Here is a 15724-nt window from a genome sequence, read left to right as displayed (position 1 = left end):
AGACCCCTGCCCTGCAGCAGGTGGCAGGGCAGGGGCAGCCGGTCGACGCGCAACCTGCGCGTCGACCGAACGCTTGGGAAGATCAGCCCTTGACGCGGCTTTCAGCGGCTTGGGCGCGGTCGTACATGTCCTGCCAGAACTTGGCCGTCTCGACCGCGTCCGCCTGTTCCTTGGCCCAACTCTCTTCGGTGGCCTCGGCTGGATCGGCGATGTTCTTCCAGATCTCGTCCGCGGCATCCTTGGCGAGCTGGGCGACCTTCTTCCAGTTCTCCGCCTGGGCCATGGCCGCGGCCTGCTCGGCCTGCCACGCCTTCTGCGCGGCACCCGCGTGCTCGGCAACCGCCCGCCAGGCCCGCTCGGCCTCGGCCCGCGCCTTCGCCGTGTCAGCCGCGCCCTTGACCGCGGCCTCGGCCGTCTCCGCCTGCTCGATCAGACGGGACAGGGCCTGGTGCCGGACCTGCTCGGCGTCCGCGGTCCGCAGCCGGTGTTCCTCCAGGTCCAACGTCGCGCCAGTCACCCAGCCGTAACCGAAGAACTCGGCGACGTCCGTGTCGGTCGCACCGGGCCGCAGCGCCCACTGGGCCGCGACCCGCACCTGCGCGCCCGGGTCGTTCTCGGCAAGCGCGCGCACGAACTCCCGGTCCTTGGCGGCAACTTCCAGCCTGTGCTGCTCGTTCGCCTCGCGGGTGGCCCGGTCACGCTGCTGCGCCTGGGCGTACCCCGTCTTGACGAAGGCGGCGCGGTCGGCGTCCGTGCCCTTCAGGGCGCGAGCGGCCGCGGCGCGCACCTCGGGAGAGAATCCGACGGTATGGGTTTGCACGACCCGTTCGCAGAAGGCCTTGTTGCGCGCCCGGGTGTCCCGCAGCCGCTTCTTGGCATAGTCATAGCCGCCGCCGGGTGCTATCCACTCCGCGATCGCCTCATCCCCACGGGAGTTGCGCAGCGCGTTCCACGCCGAGGTGCGAATCTCGGCCGGCAGACGCGACTTCGCCAGCCGCAGCACGTAGTTGCGCGCCTCCTCGGCCGCTGCGGCCTTGGCCAACGTGGCCGGGTCAGCCGACGGTTCCGTCGACTGACCGGTCGAAACGACGGCGGGCACCGGGGCGTCGGCCCAGGCGGGAGCCACCGTCACACCAGCGATCCCACCGGCCAGCAGGCCGGCCGCCACCGCCTGCGCGACCCACAACTTACGGCTCACAGTCGCCCTTTCAGAAACAGAAGATTCATTGCGTTGATCCAGCGACAGCACGGTCACTTGACCGGCAGGACCCGCCACAGCTGTGCCGCGGTCTGGTTGCAGTACCACTGCTGGGCCTTGACGCCGTCGTCCTTCTTGCCGTGGTCGATGTCCAGGCAGCGATCGGGGGTGTGCATGGGGCGCAGTTGGAAGAGCTTGCTGACCGGATCGACCAGGACCATCCGCCAACGCAGTTGGGCCCCACCACCGCTACAGCCCCACTGCTGGATACGGGCACCGGCCTGGGTGCCGCTGTTTTCCACCTCAAGGCACTTGCCGCTGTGCTCGTTGCGCAGCACGAAGGACGAGTCGACGGTGGGTATGGCGCGCCACTGTTGTGCCTGGCCCTCGTTGCAGGTCCACTGCAGCGCGGCAGCGCCGTTGTCCTTGCTGGCGGAGTCGATGCCAAGGCACTTGCCGGTCTCCGGGAGCTGCAGCCGGACAGTGTCGCCCTTGTCCGAGGCGGCGTCCTTGGCGGTCTGGGCCTTCTTCGCGGCCTCACGGGCGGCTTCGAAGGCCTTGTTGGCAGCGTCGTCCGCGCTCGCGTGGGCGGTGGCGGTGCCGGCGGCCAAGGCAGCGATGCTGCAGGCGACGGCCAGGGCCGCGCGGATTGTCCGAGACATCTGGAAGTCCGTTTCTTCTCGATGGGTGGGCAGCCCAACGGGGTTGGGCGAGAGCGATGCCTGTTGGCAGTGAGCCGGCCGCCGAACGAACGGCGACCGGCTCGATGGAAGCCGGTGTGGGGTCAGGCTCCGGCTGGCTTGAGCTGCCAGCGCTGCGCGGCGGTGCTGTTGCAGTACCAGCTCTGGGCGTTGGCGCCGTCCTTGAGACTGCTGTCCTTGATGTCCAGACAGCGCAGGTCCGTGTGCATGGGCCGCAGCTCGTAGAGCTCCTTGGTGACGTCGACCATCACCAGACGCCAACGCATCTGGCTGCCATCCACGCACCACCACTGCTGGACGTTGGCGCCGGCCTGGGTGCCACTGTTCTCCACCTCAAGGCACTTGCCGCTGTGCTTGGCCCGCACCTCGAAGGTCGCCGAACCGGTGGGGACCAGCTCGAAGAGCTGACTGTCCGCACCGTCCGTGCACGTCGACTGCACGGCGTTGGCACCGTTGCGGAAGCTGCCGTCTGCGATGGTGAGGCACTTGCCGCTGTGCGCCGCCTGCAGTTGCACGACGGATGTCTGAACGGCGGCGCGGGGCGTGTCCGTATCGGCGTGTGCGGTGGTGACACTGCCGGCCAGCGCGGCGACGCCGGCGCCGATGGCCAGCGCGGCTCGGGTGATCCGGGACATGGAGTGTTCCGTTCTTCTTGCTTCTTGCGGAGTGGACTCGACGGGCGGAGCGTCAGCGCGCGAGCGGGGCGGAGATCTTCCAGGTGGCGTCCTGGGCGAAGTCCTTTTCGGCCTCATAGCGGTTCTTACCGCTCTTGTCGGCCGCGTAGAGGTCACCCTGGAACTGCCGCAGCCAGCGCCCCGGTTGGCTCGCCGACTCAAACGACGTGCCCGAGTTCGTCAGGCCCTTGCGGGCGCACCAGGTGGCGTCCTTGCGGAACGCCGAGCTGGTGTCGTCGGCGGCCATTCGCACCCGGAAGCTCTTCTGCATCAGGTAGTAACCGGGCTTGCGCACCGACTCGAAGGAGTAGCAACCGGGTTGGCCGGTGAGGGCGGGCTTGATGTCCCAGGTGGCATCTTCGCGGTCCGCCTGCTTGCCCTTGCCGCTGACGGGGGCGAGGAACGCCTCGCCCTTGTCAGCGTCGGACTGGCGGATGTACCAGCCACTCAGGTTGGCGCTGATCGCCTGGAAGGACTGTCGTGTCGCCCGGTGCTGCCCCTTCATGAGGAACTCGGTGACGTCTACGTCGCTTCCGGCCAGAGCCTTCTTCGCCGCGGCGACCAGGCCCGGGTGGACCCCGGTCTTCTCCGCGCGGGCTTGAATCTGCAGCGCCTGCTTCCGGTTGGCCTCGGCCTGCTTCTTCAGGATGTTGTCGTAGTCGCGCTTGTTGGCCTGGGGAGCACCGGTGTGCAGGAACTCCTTCCAAGCGGCCGGGTCGGGGCTGAGTATCGCCCGCTGCGCCGCGGCGTAGAGCTCGGAGCGCTGTTCGTCGGCCGGGGTAAGCCGCAGGAGTTCACGGATGAGATCGTCGTCGCTGAGATCGAGCGCGGCGTCCGAGAACGTGACTTTGAACCGCGTCTCGAACAGCGCCAGGGTGGCCTTGCGGTACTTCAGCTCCTCTTTGCGTCGAAGTTCCTCGGCCTCCTTCTCCGCCTTTTCCTTCAACTCCTGTGTCACGTCCCGCTGGTGGGCTTCGCGCGCACCGGTGGTGATGAACTCCTGCCAAGCAGCGGCGTTACCGGCCAATGCACGGGCGGCCGCGTCCTTGACCTCCTTGCCGATCACCGGGTGGTTCATGATCGCGCGGACAAAATTGTCGTCACTGAGGCCCAGGAGTTCCGAGCTGACCGGCATGCCGACCGTTATCAGTGCCCGCTGCTTGGCAGCCCGAGCGGCGCGGTCGGCGTCGGCTCGGTCCTTCTCCCGCTGCTTGTCGACCTCATAAGCATTGTGGATACCGGTGGTAATGAACCGCGCCTGGTCCTCGGCTGAGGTGCCGACCATCATCACCTCCTCGGCCGCCATACGCACTGCCTGCAGCGAGTCGCCGGCGTCCCTGGCCTTCTGCCACAGCGCGTGGATGAAGTCGCCGTCGCTCAGGAGCAGCACGTCCGGGCTCGGGTCGAGGTGGACCACGGCCGCGGCGTCCACGCGTTGCTCGTCACTGGTACCGATACCTGCTGCCCGGGCAACCGAGCCCGTCGGCGCTGCGAAGGAAACCGGCGCGGCCACGCCGGTGACCGCGGCCAGCGCGGTGGCGGTCACGATCCCGCGCTTGATGACCCTCTGCATTCCTGCGGAGTTGGTGCGGCTCTTGTCCATTCTGTGTTCAGTAACCCTTCCGGCGTCCCGTGGCAGTCGCCCGACGGCTGCGGGCAGACGGATACGCAGCTTGGAGATTTCAATTGCCGTCGTTTGACGGATGGTTGAGGGAGGGACTGTTCGCTCCCTGCCGCTCTCGGGTGCCTGGATGAGTCGGGCGGAGGGAACGGAAACAGGCAGTCAGCGACCGAAGGCCCATATCGATTTCACAGTTGCTGGATTTGTACCTCGGGAACCGTTCCGACCAGGCCACGGCGCTCCCAACCCTCACTGGGCCCGTGTCGGTCTGTTCGGCATGCACGCGATGCGGAGAACGCACCCTGACGATCACTTCTGGAGCGTTAACGCATTCCCCGTAAGTCGACCGAGAGAGACGCCCCGGGCGTCATCTGCTCCTACGATCCCGAGTGGTTGCCGCCTTTTGCGGCGGCACACTCGGCTGAACCGTACGGATCCCCTCTGGCGCGTCGCATGATTCTCCCCCTTGCGACTGGTCATCCTCGTGGCAGCGCCTGACGCGGGACGAGTCCGACCGCTCCCAGGCGGGGCGCAAAGCCCGCGCGAGCCTGGTCTTCACGGTCATGACTGGTCGAATCCCCCGCCGGGTGCGCTCGCCGCTGGCGAACAGCATCTGCAAATATCGGGTCAAGTAAGTATCAGATAATGGTCAATAGTTTCAACATCCCCGCATCGCCCCAAGATGGGCAATTCCCCACCAGTGGCTAGCCTCTCGACCTGTAGCCCCAACGGTCGACAGGAAGTGATGGATCGTCACCATCTGATCGACCCTTTATCAAATCTTGATCAGAGTAAGGTGGTCTTTCGCGTATACACCCCCTCAGAGGTGCCTCCTCGCGGCGGTCCGCGCCCACCGTCGCATGGTGCGTCGGGCCAGTCAGTGACACTGGCCAACGGGGAGCCTTGGGCCGATGAAGGGCTCATGGGGTGCCGACGGTTCAGGGGTGCGCAAGGCTATGCCGCACGAAGCTTGGGCCCGGAGGCCGCACCCCCGGAGAGTGCGGCTTTCATACGGACGGCAGGAGTGGTGCGACGTCAGAACATCAATTGGTAAGCGCCGTAGCTCCAGCCGACCTTGACGGGCTTGTCAAACGGGTCCGGGGTGTTGCCGTTGCCCTTGTACAGGATCAGGTCGCCACTGGTGGTACGGGCGAGAAGGTCGGTCTTGCCGTCGCCGTTCACATCGCCGGTGGAGAGCAAGTAGTCGTATGCGTTCCAGCCGCTGCCGATCTTCTGGCGGGGCTCAAAGGGGGCCTTCCAGTTGCCAGTGCCCTTGTAAAGCCACAGGACTCCCGACTTGTCGCGAGCGACGATTTCGGCCTTACCGTCGCCGGTGAGATCGCCCTGGCCGGCTATCTGGGTGTACTGGTCCCAGCCGCCGCCGATCTCGGTGCGCCCGGTCAACCGGCCGTCGGAATACGAGAGATAGACGTACATCATGCCTGCTTTGTCGATGGCCATGATGTCGGACTCTGGGTTACCGCCGAGGTCACCGGGGGAGAGGACCTTGTCGTAGATGTTCCAGCCCCCGCCGATGAGACTGGTCTCGGTCTCGAAGTCGTTCTTCGGGGAGGTGAAGCGCAGATTGCCGTCACCGTCCCAGGTGTAGAGCCCGTCGGCGAAACCGTCCTTGTCGCGGTCGACGTTCTGCGCGGCCTTGAAGATGTCCCAGCCGGGTGCCACACGAGTCCGCGGCTCGAACCCGTTGCCGCTCGGCAACTGCTGGTAGAGGTCACCGTTGCCCATCACGCCCGAGAAGTGGAAGGACGGCGCGTTCACCGCCCCCGAGGTGCTGAGCGCGGTCGCTGCCATGCGGCTCTGAAGGGCGTTCGGAGCCTTCCCCTTGCCAGCCCAGGGGACGGTCAGCTTCAACGTCTGGGGCTGAATGTTCTGCAAAGGCGCCGGAACGGGGGCGGGGCTGTCGGCGGCTGCGGTTCCCCCCATCGCCCCCAGCAGGGTTGCTGCGAGCGTCGCGGTGGCGATCTGGGTGAGTGCACGGCCACGCTTACGGCCGGAACGGAAACCCACGTACTTCTCCAGTTAGTTGGACATTGGTTGCACCATGCCCTATAGGGCGTGATGGCATATTATTAACTCAATCTTTACAGAAGAGGGCTGTGTGTCAACTGAGTCATCAGCCCGCTGGAGGCTGGCCCGCCGAAGTCGTTTGAAGTGATGCCTTGAAGGCTGGCTGAGGAGGCTTGCTTCAGCAGTCATGAAAGGGCGTCAATTCCCCTGCGGCGGCTCGTGAGTTATCAGAATTCGCGCCAACAGCGGTTCGAGGTCTGCGCTTAGCTTCTATTTGAGCCGTGCTTCGCGGGTTGGTGCGACCTTGTGTGAGTCGGACCGCTGTATGCCTGGCCCGTGGCAGGGACTCTTCCCGGCTCGTGACGCGGTGCCAGGCGATGGTTCTTCGAGCGTGGTGGCCGTCCGGAGCCAGGTCGCGAAGGTGTCGGTGCACTGGCTGGGGAGCCTGTCCTTGTGCGGAGGTTGCCCCGCCTGACCCGGGCCGGCGTGAGCTTGTTGGTCCCCTTCGCCCCGCACGCCGCTGCCGTCGGACGGCGCTTCGTGCGCTGTGCGACCGCGACGATCGCCGACCGCTGGATGCGCGCTGGATCGAACGCTGCGAAGGGGCGTTCCCGCAGGCCATAGCCCAGCCCTCGACATTCTGGTTCAAGGATGATGTTCGACGCCATGCCGGGCGTGCTGCGCACCGCGGAGCCGCGGGCGGGGACGGGCAGCCCGAGCACGATGTCGGCGGCGCCGGTCAGCCGGTGGACGTAGGCGGCGGTGACGGCGATGACTGCCCGCGGCCAGTCGGTGTCGAGCCCGGCCGCCAGCTCGCGGAGCGCTCCGAGAGGCTGACCACGTCCAGCAGGCCGGCCATCCGCCCCGCCAGAACTCCCGGTCAGCGGCGCGGTCTTGGGACCCGCGGTAGGCGAGGTCCTCGTCGACCAGGTCCCGCAGCCGGCCGAAGGGGGGCGGGTACGGGCTCGCCGGTCGCGAGCGGGGTGTAGGCGGCGGCGATCCGGCGGGCCACCAGCGCTGGCCGTCTCCCGGGACGTGCGCAGCACCCTCTCCGACGAGCTCGGCATCAGCCCCGGGCCGCGCCTGACCGGGATCGAAGGCGCCATCCTGCGACAGGACTTGGCGACCCTCCAGCCCTGCGGCGTCTGATCCGGGCACTCCGGCCGGCCACTGCGGCTTCGCCGCGCGCTGCGGCCCGCCGCTAATGCGGAAAGACCTCGAACAGCACCGCCGGCCGCCCCCGATGACGGGCGGCCGCGGTGCGCAGCGAGCGGTTGAGGAAGTCGCTGGCGTAGGCGTGCGGGTCCTGGTCGGGGGCGATGAGCGCGGCGAGGTAGGTGGTGTGGGCGGTCAGGGAGGCGATGGCGCGGGGGACGCCGGGGCCCACTTCGACGGCGTGGGTGGGGTGGGGGGAGCCGGCCACCGCGGTCCAGCGGACGCCGGACCAGGGGTCGAGGCCGTCGGTGTCGGCGAGTTCGGGGAAGATCCAGCGGTTGCCGGCGTCGGCGGCGGCGTCCAGGACGGCCCGGCCCACCACCGGTGGTCGGGGGTGTTCCAGTGGGTGCCGAACCAGGTGTCGCGGTGGTTGAGCGTGAGCAGCAGCTCCGGGCGGTGCCGGCGGACCGCGGCGGCCAGATCGCGGCGGAGCGCGGTACCGGCCTCGATGACGCCGTCCCGGTGACCGTCGAGGAACTCCACGCGGCGGACGCCGACATGGGCCGCCGCGGCGCGCTGCTCGGCCTCGCGGAGCGTGGCGCACGCCGGGGGCGCGAGGCCGTCGATGCCCGCCTCGCCCCGGGTGACCAGGAGGTAGCTGATCTCCCGTCCGGCGTCGGTCCATTCGGCGATGGCCGCCGCGGCGCCGTATTCGAGGTCGTCGGGGTGGGCCACGACGGCCAGCGCCCGCTGCCAGTCGTCGGGCATCGGGCGGAGGGAGCTGACGGCGGCGTTCTCGATCGGCATCGCGACCCCTTTCGTGCTCGGTCACGATGCTGACACGGTTGGACACGGACAGTGGTGAAGGGCAGGGTGGGGCGGGCGTTCGAGTGGGGCGTGGGGCGGGGGTGAGCTGCGCGCATCACTTTCAGTGAAGGCTTGCGGGGAGGTTGCGGACGACGACGCGCGGTTGCCACGCTGTTGCTGACCGTCAAGCTGTTGGGAGGGCACGTGCCTTTCGGTGAGCAGCCCGCGTACCTCCGCGTCGCCGGTGACCTGCGCCAGAAAATCGTCGACGGGGTGCTGGCCCCGCACACCCGCCTCCCCTCTCAAGCCCGCATCCGCGAGGAGTACGGCGTCTCGGACACCGTGGCCCTGGAGGCGCGCAAGGTCCTGATGGCCGAGGGCTTGGTGGAGGGCCGCTCCGGCTCGGGGACGTACGTACGGGAGCAGCCGGTGCCGCGCCGGATCGCCCGCGGCGGCTTCCACAGCCGGGGCGCAACGCCGTTCCGGCAGGAGCAGACGGACGAGCGGGTGCGGGGCACCTGGGAGTCCAACAGCGAGCAGGAACCGGCCAGTTCGGCGGTGGCCGCCCGGCTGCGGGTCCCGGTGGGCGCCAGGGTGATGCGGACCCGCTACGTCTTCCGCGCGGAGGGGGAGCCGTCGATGCTCTCCACCTCCTGGGAACCGCTGGAAATCACCGGGCGGACGCCCGTGATGCTGCCCGAGGAGGGGCCGTTGGCGGGGCGCGGGGTGGTCGAACGGATGGCGGCCATCGACGTGGTGGTGGACAACGTCGTGGAGGAGGTCGGGGCGCGGCCGGGCCTGGCCGAGGAGGTGATGGCGCTGGGCGGGGTGCCCGGCCATGCGGTGTTGGTCATCTCGCGGACGTACTTCGCCGGCCGCCGACCGGTCGAGACGGCGGACGTCATCGCGCTCGCCGCCCGCCATCGGGTCGCATACCACCTGCCGGTGAAGTAACGGCGACTTCCGGGCGCCGCGGGGCGTCCCGGATGGCGCGCGGTCTCCGATAGGTGCCCGAAAAACTCCCCGTGTTCGCCAAGTCGACGCCCTGTATGGGGATCCCGTGCCATCCTCAGGGCCGACAGGCCGCGAATTCCGGCCGACTTACCTGTCCATTTTGACGTAATTCTTCAGGGTTTGTCGTCGGAAGAGCGGTGTTGGAAACCTCACAGACCCTCAACTCGGCGGGATTTTTTCATCGGTGTGGGAACCGGATCTTCGGTTTCGCTCATACGATGGCGAAGTTTGTGCACGGCACGGGGGAAGACCAGGAGACCAGCACGTGAGCACGACGAAGACAGCGAGTGCGGAGCAGGGTTCGCACTCGAACTACCGTCGGTCCCTAGGGACCATTGCCCTGACCGCCACTGGTCTCGGATCGATCATTGGTTCCGGCTGGCTGTTCGGGGCCGAGCGCGCCGCGGCCATCGCCGGCCCGGCCGCGATCCTCGCCTGGGTCATCGGCGCGGTCGTCGCCCTGACCATCGCGCTGACCTACACCGAGCTCGGCTCGATGTTCCCCAAGGCGGGCGGCATGGTCCGCTACGGCCAGTACTCGCACGGCTCGCTCGCCGGGTACCTGGCGGCCTGGGCCAACTGGATCGCGATCGTCTCGGTGATCCCGGGTGAGGCCACCGCCTCCGTCCAGTACATGAGCAGCTGGGAGTTCGGCTGGGCCAAGGCGCTCTTCGACGGCAAGGAGCTGACCGGCTCCGGCGTCGCGGTGGCCAGCGTCCTGCTGATCTTCTACTTCTTCATGAACTGGTTCGCGGTCTCGCTGTTCGCCAAGACCAACACCGCGATCACGGTCTTCAAGGTCGTCGTGCCGATCCTCACCGCGGGTGCCCTGATCCTCGCGCACTTCGACACCGGCAACATCGACCGCGCCGGCGGCTTCGCCCCCAACGGCTGGAGCTCGATCTTCAGCTGTGTGGCGCTCTCCGGCATCGTCTGGGCCTACAACGGTTTCCAGTCGCCGCTGAACCTCGCCGGCGAGGCGCGCAACCCGGCCCGTTCGCTGCCCAAGGCGGTCGCCTTCTCGATCGTCATCGCGCTGGTCATCTACCTCGCGCTCCAGGTCGCCTTCCTCTTCGCGGTGCCCTCGGGCGACCTGAGCAAGGGCTGGGGCGGGCTCAACTACCACTCCCCGCTCGCCGAGCTGGGCCTGGCCTGGGGTCTGAACTGGCTGGCGCTGCTGCTGTACGCGGACGCCTTCGTCTCGCCGTCCGGCACCGGCATGATCTACGCCGCCACCACCTCGCGCATGATCCAGGGCGTCCAGGAGAACGGCCACCTGCCGGGCGTCTTCGGCAAGGTGGACGCCAAGACCGGCATCCCGCGCCCGGCGCTGCTGCTCAACCTCTTCGTCGCGTTCCTCTTCCTCGCGGTGTTCCGCGGCTGGGGCTCGCTCGCCGAGGTCGTCTCGGTCGCCACCGTCATCTCGTACATCACCGGCCCGGTCGCCGTGATGGGGCTGCGGCGGCTGTCGCCGCACATGAAGCGGCCGGTGAAGCTGCGCGCGATGCCGGTCATCGCGCCGATCGCGATGATCTTCGGCTCGCTGGTCCTGTACTGGGGCAAGTGGCCGCTCACCGGCAAGGTCATCTTCATCATGGCCGTCGGTCTGCCGGTCTGGGCCTGGTACGAGATCGTCCGGCCGTGGAAGCAGGGCCGCAAGCCGCTGCCGGAGCTGCTGCCGCACCTGAAGGCGGGCGCCTGGATGGTGATCTACCTGCTGGTCATGGCGGCCGTCTCCTACCTGGGCGGCAAGGAGTTCGGCGGCAAGGGCTACCTGCCGCAGGGCATCGACCTCGCCGTGGTCGCCGCGATCGCGCTGGCCTTCTACTTCTGGGGCGTGCGCAGCGCCTGGCGCAACCCGACGCTGATCAAGGTCGAGGCCGAGATCGCCGCGGCACAGGCCGCCGACGAGGCGGCGGCCGGCGGCAAGACCCCGGCCGGGGCCTGAGCGGCCGTACCCGGCCCGCTCCGGTCCCTGTAATACGGACACGACTGACCCGAATTCCTCGGGTTTCCGGCCACTCGTGGTCGCATCTGGACTTCCAGAGCGCCCACGGGTGGCCGGTTCGGTCTCTCTTTGTGTAAATCCATATCCGGTGCGTAAAGGTCGGGCGTAGGGTCGGGCATATGCGGATTGCGATTTCGGCATCAGCACAGGAGGGGCGCGCCGCGGCGCGCTGCGCGGCGGACGGAGGGGCGCAATGACCGAGAACGAGACCGCGTTGCCCTGGCTCGTCATCCGCCAGGACGAAGGCGGAAACCGCTATCGGGTCGGCCGCTATGCCACCCGGGCGGAGGCGGAGCGGGTCGCCGAGCGCCTCGACACCCGCGGCAATCGACGGCTCTACGCGGTCGAGCGGGTCGGTCGGGGCGCCTCGTAGGGGACGTCGTGCGGCGCGCGGAGCGGGAAGCGGGAGGCCGGCGGGAGACGTAGGCTGCCGCGCATGACGACGGTGCGCGTAGTGGTGGGCGGTGCGGTGTGCGAGCGGGGGCGGTTGCTGGCCGCCCGACGGAGCGCGCCGCCCGCGTTGGCCGGCCGTTGGGAACTTCCCGGCGGCAAAGTGGAGGACGGCGAGACGCCGGAGCAGGCGCTGGTGCGCGAGCTGCACGAGGAGTTGGGCGTCGACGCTGCCCCCGTGGAGCGGATCCCCGGCGAGTGGGTGCTGCGGCCCGGCTACGTGCTCCAGGTGTGGACCGCCCGGCTGGTCTCCGGCCGGCCCGAGCCGCTCCAGGACCATGACGAACTGCGCTGGTTGCGGCCCGGCGAGGAGCGCGAGGTCGACTGGCTCGACCAGGACCGCCCGGCGGTCGCCGAGGTGATGCGTCGGCTCGGCGGGCGGCCCGCGGTGGGCATCCCGGGCGCGCGGTTGTAGCGCGGGAGTTCGGCGCCGGGCGCGCTCCCCCGGCTGACGGTGGGTCGCGCACCGCCCCGGATCGGCCGCCGGCATCTGCCCGCTCAGGGCGTGCGCCACCGCCGTGACGGCCCGCCGCGAGATGCGCCATTTGTGCCACAGTGCACGGTTGAAGGCGGTACTTGCCGTTCGATACCGGGTATGTCCTGATTGGCCCTATTCGGCGTGGGCCGGGTACGACGGGGGGCCCCTCGGCCTGGGAAGTGATCGGCGTGAGCGACAGCGCAGCGGCAGAGGTCCCGGAACCCGGCCCGACCGATGTCCGCGGGCGCGGCCGGAACTGCGGTGCGCCGAGCGCGGAATGGAGCCTCCCGGCCGACCCCGGCGCGGTGCGCACCGCCCGCACCATGGTCCGTCAGGTGCTGGACGACTGGGGGTTGGACGGCGCCGCCGACGTCGCGGTCCTCCTGGTCAGCGAACTCGTCACCAACTCCCTGCGCTACGCCAGCGGCCCCATCGGCGTGCGGATGGTGCTGCTCGGCGCCGGCGCGCTGCTGGTCGAGGTCTCCGACCCGCTGCCCGATCCGCCCCGGACCCGCACCGCCGCCCCCGACGACGAGGGCGGCCGCGGCCTCCAACTCGTCGCGCACAGCGCGCGCCGCTGGGGCACCCGCCAGGGGAAGAGCGGAAAAACCGTGTGGTTCGAGCTGGCGGTGGCTGGTTAGGAGTCATGGGGGGTCCTGATCGTTGCCATTTCATCGACATTTTGTAGATGGCCTGCGATCGAGACTGTGCTGTGATCGTGAAGACCGTGTTCCGGATAGCCGACGTACTGGAATACTCGGCAGGTCCGGTCCGGGCACGATGAGCTGGAGGGGACGGGGCTCGTGAGCGAGATGTCATCTGGTGGGGTGGTGCCCGCGCGCAGCGAGGGCCTGGGCGGCGCGTACGGTCCGAGGGACCCCGAACGCCGTCACCATGCCCGCGAGCCGCAAGGCCCGCCCGTGTGGCAGAGCAGCCGACCCGGCTCCATCTACGACTACATCAAGGTCGCCTCGTTCTCGCTGGGCCCCGACGGGCGCATCGATCAGTGGAGCGAGCGTGCCGAGCAGATGCTGGGCATCCCGGCCCGCTACGCCCTCGGCAAGGACCCCGTCGAGGCGTTCGTCCCCAGCGAGTTCCGGGAGACCGGGCGCCGCAAGGTGTCCGAGATCCTCGACGGCCGGGAGTGGACCGGGCTGGTGCCCTACCGCCGGGAGGCCGAGGGCGCGCCGGAGGGGCTCGCCGAGATCTATGTGATGCCCGCCGAGAACGAGGACGGCGCACGCGGCGCGGTCTGCCTGGTCGTCGATGTCCGGGCGCTGCGCGGCATCGAGACCGACCTCGCCGCCGCGCAGGCCGTTTTCGGTCAATCCCCCATGGGCTTCACCCTGTTCGGCACCGATCTGCGGCTGCTGCGGGTCAACCAGCGCTTCGCCAGCGTCTTCGGCGGACCGGCCAGCAAGTACCGCGGCGGCACCCCGCACGACTTCCTGCCCCGCCCCGAGGCCGACCGGATGACCGTCGCGCTGCGCCGCGTCCTGGAGACCGGCGAACCGGTCAGCGAGATGCAGCTGGTCGGCGTCGTCCCCGGCGAGGAGGACCGCCGCCGCTGGTCGGTCTCGCTCTACCGGCTCCACGGCGCCAGCGGCCGCCCCATCGGCGTCGCCGCGCTCGCCTCCGACGTCACGGGCCGCCGCCGCGCCGAACGCGAGGCCGCCAACGCCCGCCGCAACCTCGCACTGCTCAACGAGGCCGGCGCCCGGATAGGCAACTCCCTCGACCTGGAGACCACCGCCCGCACCCTCCTCGACGTCGCCGTACCGCAGTTCTGCGACCTGGCGTCGGTCGACCTCTACCAAGGGCTGCTCTCCGGCGACGAGGCGCCGCCCGGGATGAGCGACGGCAGCGCGGAGCTGCGCCGGGTCGCCTTCGCCAGCGCGGTCTCCGACGCACCACTGCCCGGCGGGGTGCCCGACGAGGCGGCCGTCGCGGTCGGCGCCATGCACCGCTACCCCTTCAACTCCCCGTGCGCGGCCGCCCTGCGCACCGCCCAGGCGCAGGTCATCCCCGGCCGGGAGGGCGACGGCGGGCCGGAGCTGGGCGCGGTGGTGCACTCCACCCTCGCGGTGCCGATGGTCGCCCGGGACACCGTCGTCGGCCTGGTGCGCTTCTCCCGCACCAAGGGCAGCGAGCCGTTCGGCGAGCGGGACACCGCGCTGGCGGTCGAACTGGCCGCGCGCGCCGCGGTCTGCATCGACAACGCCCGGCTCTACCGCCGGGAGCACGAGCGCGCCCTGATACTGCAGCGCAGCCTGCTGCCGCCCGGGGACCCGGAGGCCGCCGGACTCGACATCGCCTGCCGCTACCTGCCCGGCACCACCGCCACCGAGGTCGGCGGCGACTGGTTCGACGTCATCGAACTCCCCGGCCACCGCACCGCGTTGGTGGTCGGCGACGTGATGGGCCGGGGCCTGCGGGCCGCGGTCGCGATGGGCGAACTGCGCACCGCGGTACGGACGTTGGCGCTGCTCGACCTGGAACCGGCCGAGGTGCTGGGCGCGTTGGACGAGATCGCGCAGGGGCTGGGCGGCAGCGGGAACCGGGGCGCGGGCGCGCGGTCCGGGCGCGGCCGCCCGGGGGCCGCGCCCCGCCAGGACCGCCCGGCCCGGGACGCCGACCTCTCCGAGGTCTACCTCGCCACCTGCGTCTACGCCGTCTATGACCCGATCACCCGCAGGTGCACCTTCGCCAACGCCGGCCATCTGCCGCCGGTGTTGGTCGAGGAGGGCGAGGAGGCGATGCTGCTCGACGTCCCGCCGGGGATGCCGCTGGGCGTCGGCGGGGAACCGTTCGAGGAGATCGAGGTCGAGGTGCCGGACGGCGCGCTGCTCGCGCTCTACACCGACGGCCTGGTGGAGTCCCGACACCACCCGCTGGACGAGGGGCTCCAGGCGTTCCGGCGCGCCCTCTCGGACGCCGACCGGCCGCTGGAGGACGTCTGCGACCACGTCCTGGGCGCCCTGGACACCTCGCATGGCGAGGACGACATCGCGCTGTTGATGGCCCGGGTGCACGGGCTGCCCAAGGACGCGGTGGGCGACTGGAGCCTGGCGCCGGAGCCGCGTTCGGTGGCCCGGGCCCGGGAGTTGGCCCGCGACCAGCTCACCGACTGGGGGCTGTCGGCCCTGGTGGACACCACCGAGCTGCTGGTGAGCGAACTGGTGACGAACGCCCTGCGGCACGGCCACGGCGAGATCCGGCTGCGGCTGCTGCTGGACCGGACCCTGGTCTGCGAGGTCTGGGACGCCGACCTCGCCCAGCCGCGGCGCCGGCGGGCCCGGGACACCGACGAGGGCGGCCGCGGCCTCCAACTCGTCGGCCTGCTGAGCGAGCGCTGGGGCAGCCGCCGCACCCCGCGCGGCAAGACCGTCTGGTTCGAACTCGCCCTCCCGGACGGTGACACCACACCGGTGGATCCGACGGAGGCCCTGCTCAGCCTCTTCTGAGGCGCCGGGCGCGGGGGCGTCGCCCAAGGGGGACGGGCGCGGCGCCCACGAGGGCGGCGGCGTCCACAGGGGCGGCGGCGGGGACGGCCGCGCGCCTACCCTGGGTGAAAGGGGGGCCCTCGGCCC

Annotated in this window: 12 protein-coding genes and 1 pseudogene; 7 read left to right on the top strand and 6 right to left on the bottom strand. The window is 69.9% G+C overall.

Translation table 11 applies throughout. From position 1 onward, the window contains the following. Window positions 1-82: 82 nt before the first annotated feature. The 5 genes from PV796_RS14610 to PV796_RS14590 form a co-directional block, all read right to left on the bottom strand. Entirely contained in the window at window positions 83-1255 is a 1173-nt protein-coding gene (locus PV796_RS14610; protein WP_274913544.1) for an ALF repeat-containing protein, read from the bottom strand. Continuing rightward, window positions 1252-1860 carry an RICIN domain-containing protein gene (locus PV796_RS14605; protein WP_274913543.1) on the bottom strand — a complete coding sequence of 203 codons (609 nt, stop codon included), beginning with the start codon at window positions 1858-1860 and terminating at the stop codon, window positions 1252-1254. Before PV796_RS14605 ends, PV796_RS14610 begins: the two co-directional genes overlap by 4 nt. A 122-nt stretch (window positions 1861-1982) precedes the next feature. Continuing rightward, the gene (locus tag PV796_RS14600) at window positions 1983-2534 is read right to left on the bottom strand and encodes an RICIN domain-containing protein (protein WP_274913542.1); all 552 of its coding nucleotides are present in this window, start codon (window positions 2532-2534) and stop codon (window positions 1983-1985) included. 52 nt (window positions 2535-2586) lie between these two features. Then, a complete protein-coding gene (locus PV796_RS14595; protein WP_274913541.1) occupies window positions 2587-4176 on the bottom strand; it encodes an AbfB domain-containing protein in 1590 nt (529 codons plus the stop codon). Window positions 4177-5229: 1053 nt separating this feature from the next. After that, window positions 5230-6222 (bottom strand): FG-GAP repeat domain-containing protein, encoded by a 993-nt coding sequence (locus tag PV796_RS14590; protein ID WP_274913540.1) that lies wholly within the window; start codon window positions 6220-6222, stop codon window positions 5230-5232. A gap of 894 nt (window positions 6223-7116) precedes the next feature. Between PV796_RS14590 and PV796_RS14585 the strand changes: the two genes are divergently transcribed. Further along, the gene (locus PV796_RS14585; protein WP_274913538.1) at window positions 7117-7371 is read left to right on the top strand and encodes a BTAD domain-containing putative transcriptional regulator; all 255 of its coding nucleotides are present in this window, start codon (window positions 7117-7119) and stop codon (window positions 7369-7371) included. Between the two features lie 52 nt (window positions 7372-7423). On the opposite strand, the pseudogene PV796_RS14580 reads toward PV796_RS14585, so the two are convergent. After that, window positions 7424-8184: pseudogene (locus PV796_RS14580) on the bottom strand (PIG-L deacetylase family protein). Window positions 8185-8388: 204 nt separating this feature from the next. Here PV796_RS14580 and PV796_RS14575 point away from each other — a divergent pair. From PV796_RS14575 to PV796_RS14550, 6 genes are all read left to right on the top strand, one after another. Next, window positions 8389-9138: a GntR family transcriptional regulator gene (locus tag PV796_RS14575; RefSeq protein WP_274913536.1), complete on the top strand. Its 750-nt coding sequence runs from the start codon at window positions 8389-8391 to the stop codon at window positions 9136-9138. A gap of 325 nt (window positions 9139-9463) precedes the next feature. After that, a complete protein-coding gene (locus PV796_RS14570) occupies window positions 9464-11146 on the top strand; it encodes an APC family permease (protein WP_274913535.1) in 1683 nt (560 codons plus the stop codon). Between the two features lie 253 nt (window positions 11147-11399). Further along, window positions 11400-11579 (top strand): SPOR domain-containing protein, encoded by a 180-nt coding sequence (locus PV796_RS14565; RefSeq protein ID WP_274913533.1) that lies wholly within the window; start codon window positions 11400-11402, stop codon window positions 11577-11579. A 63-nt stretch (window positions 11580-11642) separates the two neighbouring features. Continuing rightward, window positions 11643-12071 carry a (deoxy)nucleoside triphosphate pyrophosphohydrolase gene (locus PV796_RS14560; RefSeq protein WP_274913531.1) on the top strand — a complete coding sequence of 143 codons (429 nt, stop codon included), beginning with the start codon at window positions 11643-11645 and terminating at the stop codon, window positions 12069-12071. Between the two features lie 242 nt (window positions 12072-12313). Further along, window positions 12314-12775 carry an ATP-binding protein gene (locus PV796_RS14555; RefSeq protein WP_274913529.1) on the top strand — a complete coding sequence of 154 codons (462 nt, stop codon included), beginning with the start codon at window positions 12314-12316 and terminating at the stop codon, window positions 12773-12775. A 171-nt stretch (window positions 12776-12946) separates the two neighbouring features. Beyond that, window positions 12947-15598, top strand: coding sequence for a SpoIIE family protein phosphatase (locus tag PV796_RS14550; protein WP_274919027.1), 2652 nt, complete (start codon window positions 12947-12949; stop codon window positions 15596-15598). Window positions 15599-15724 lie beyond the last annotated feature (126 nt).

It is taken from the genome of Streptomyces sp. WZ-12 (assembly GCF_028898845.1).
Taxonomy (GTDB): Bacteria; Actinomycetota; Actinomycetes; order Streptomycetales; family Streptomycetaceae; genus Streptomyces.
Note: the sequence above shows the minus strand (reverse complement) of the source record. Positions and strands in the feature narration are given on the sequence as shown.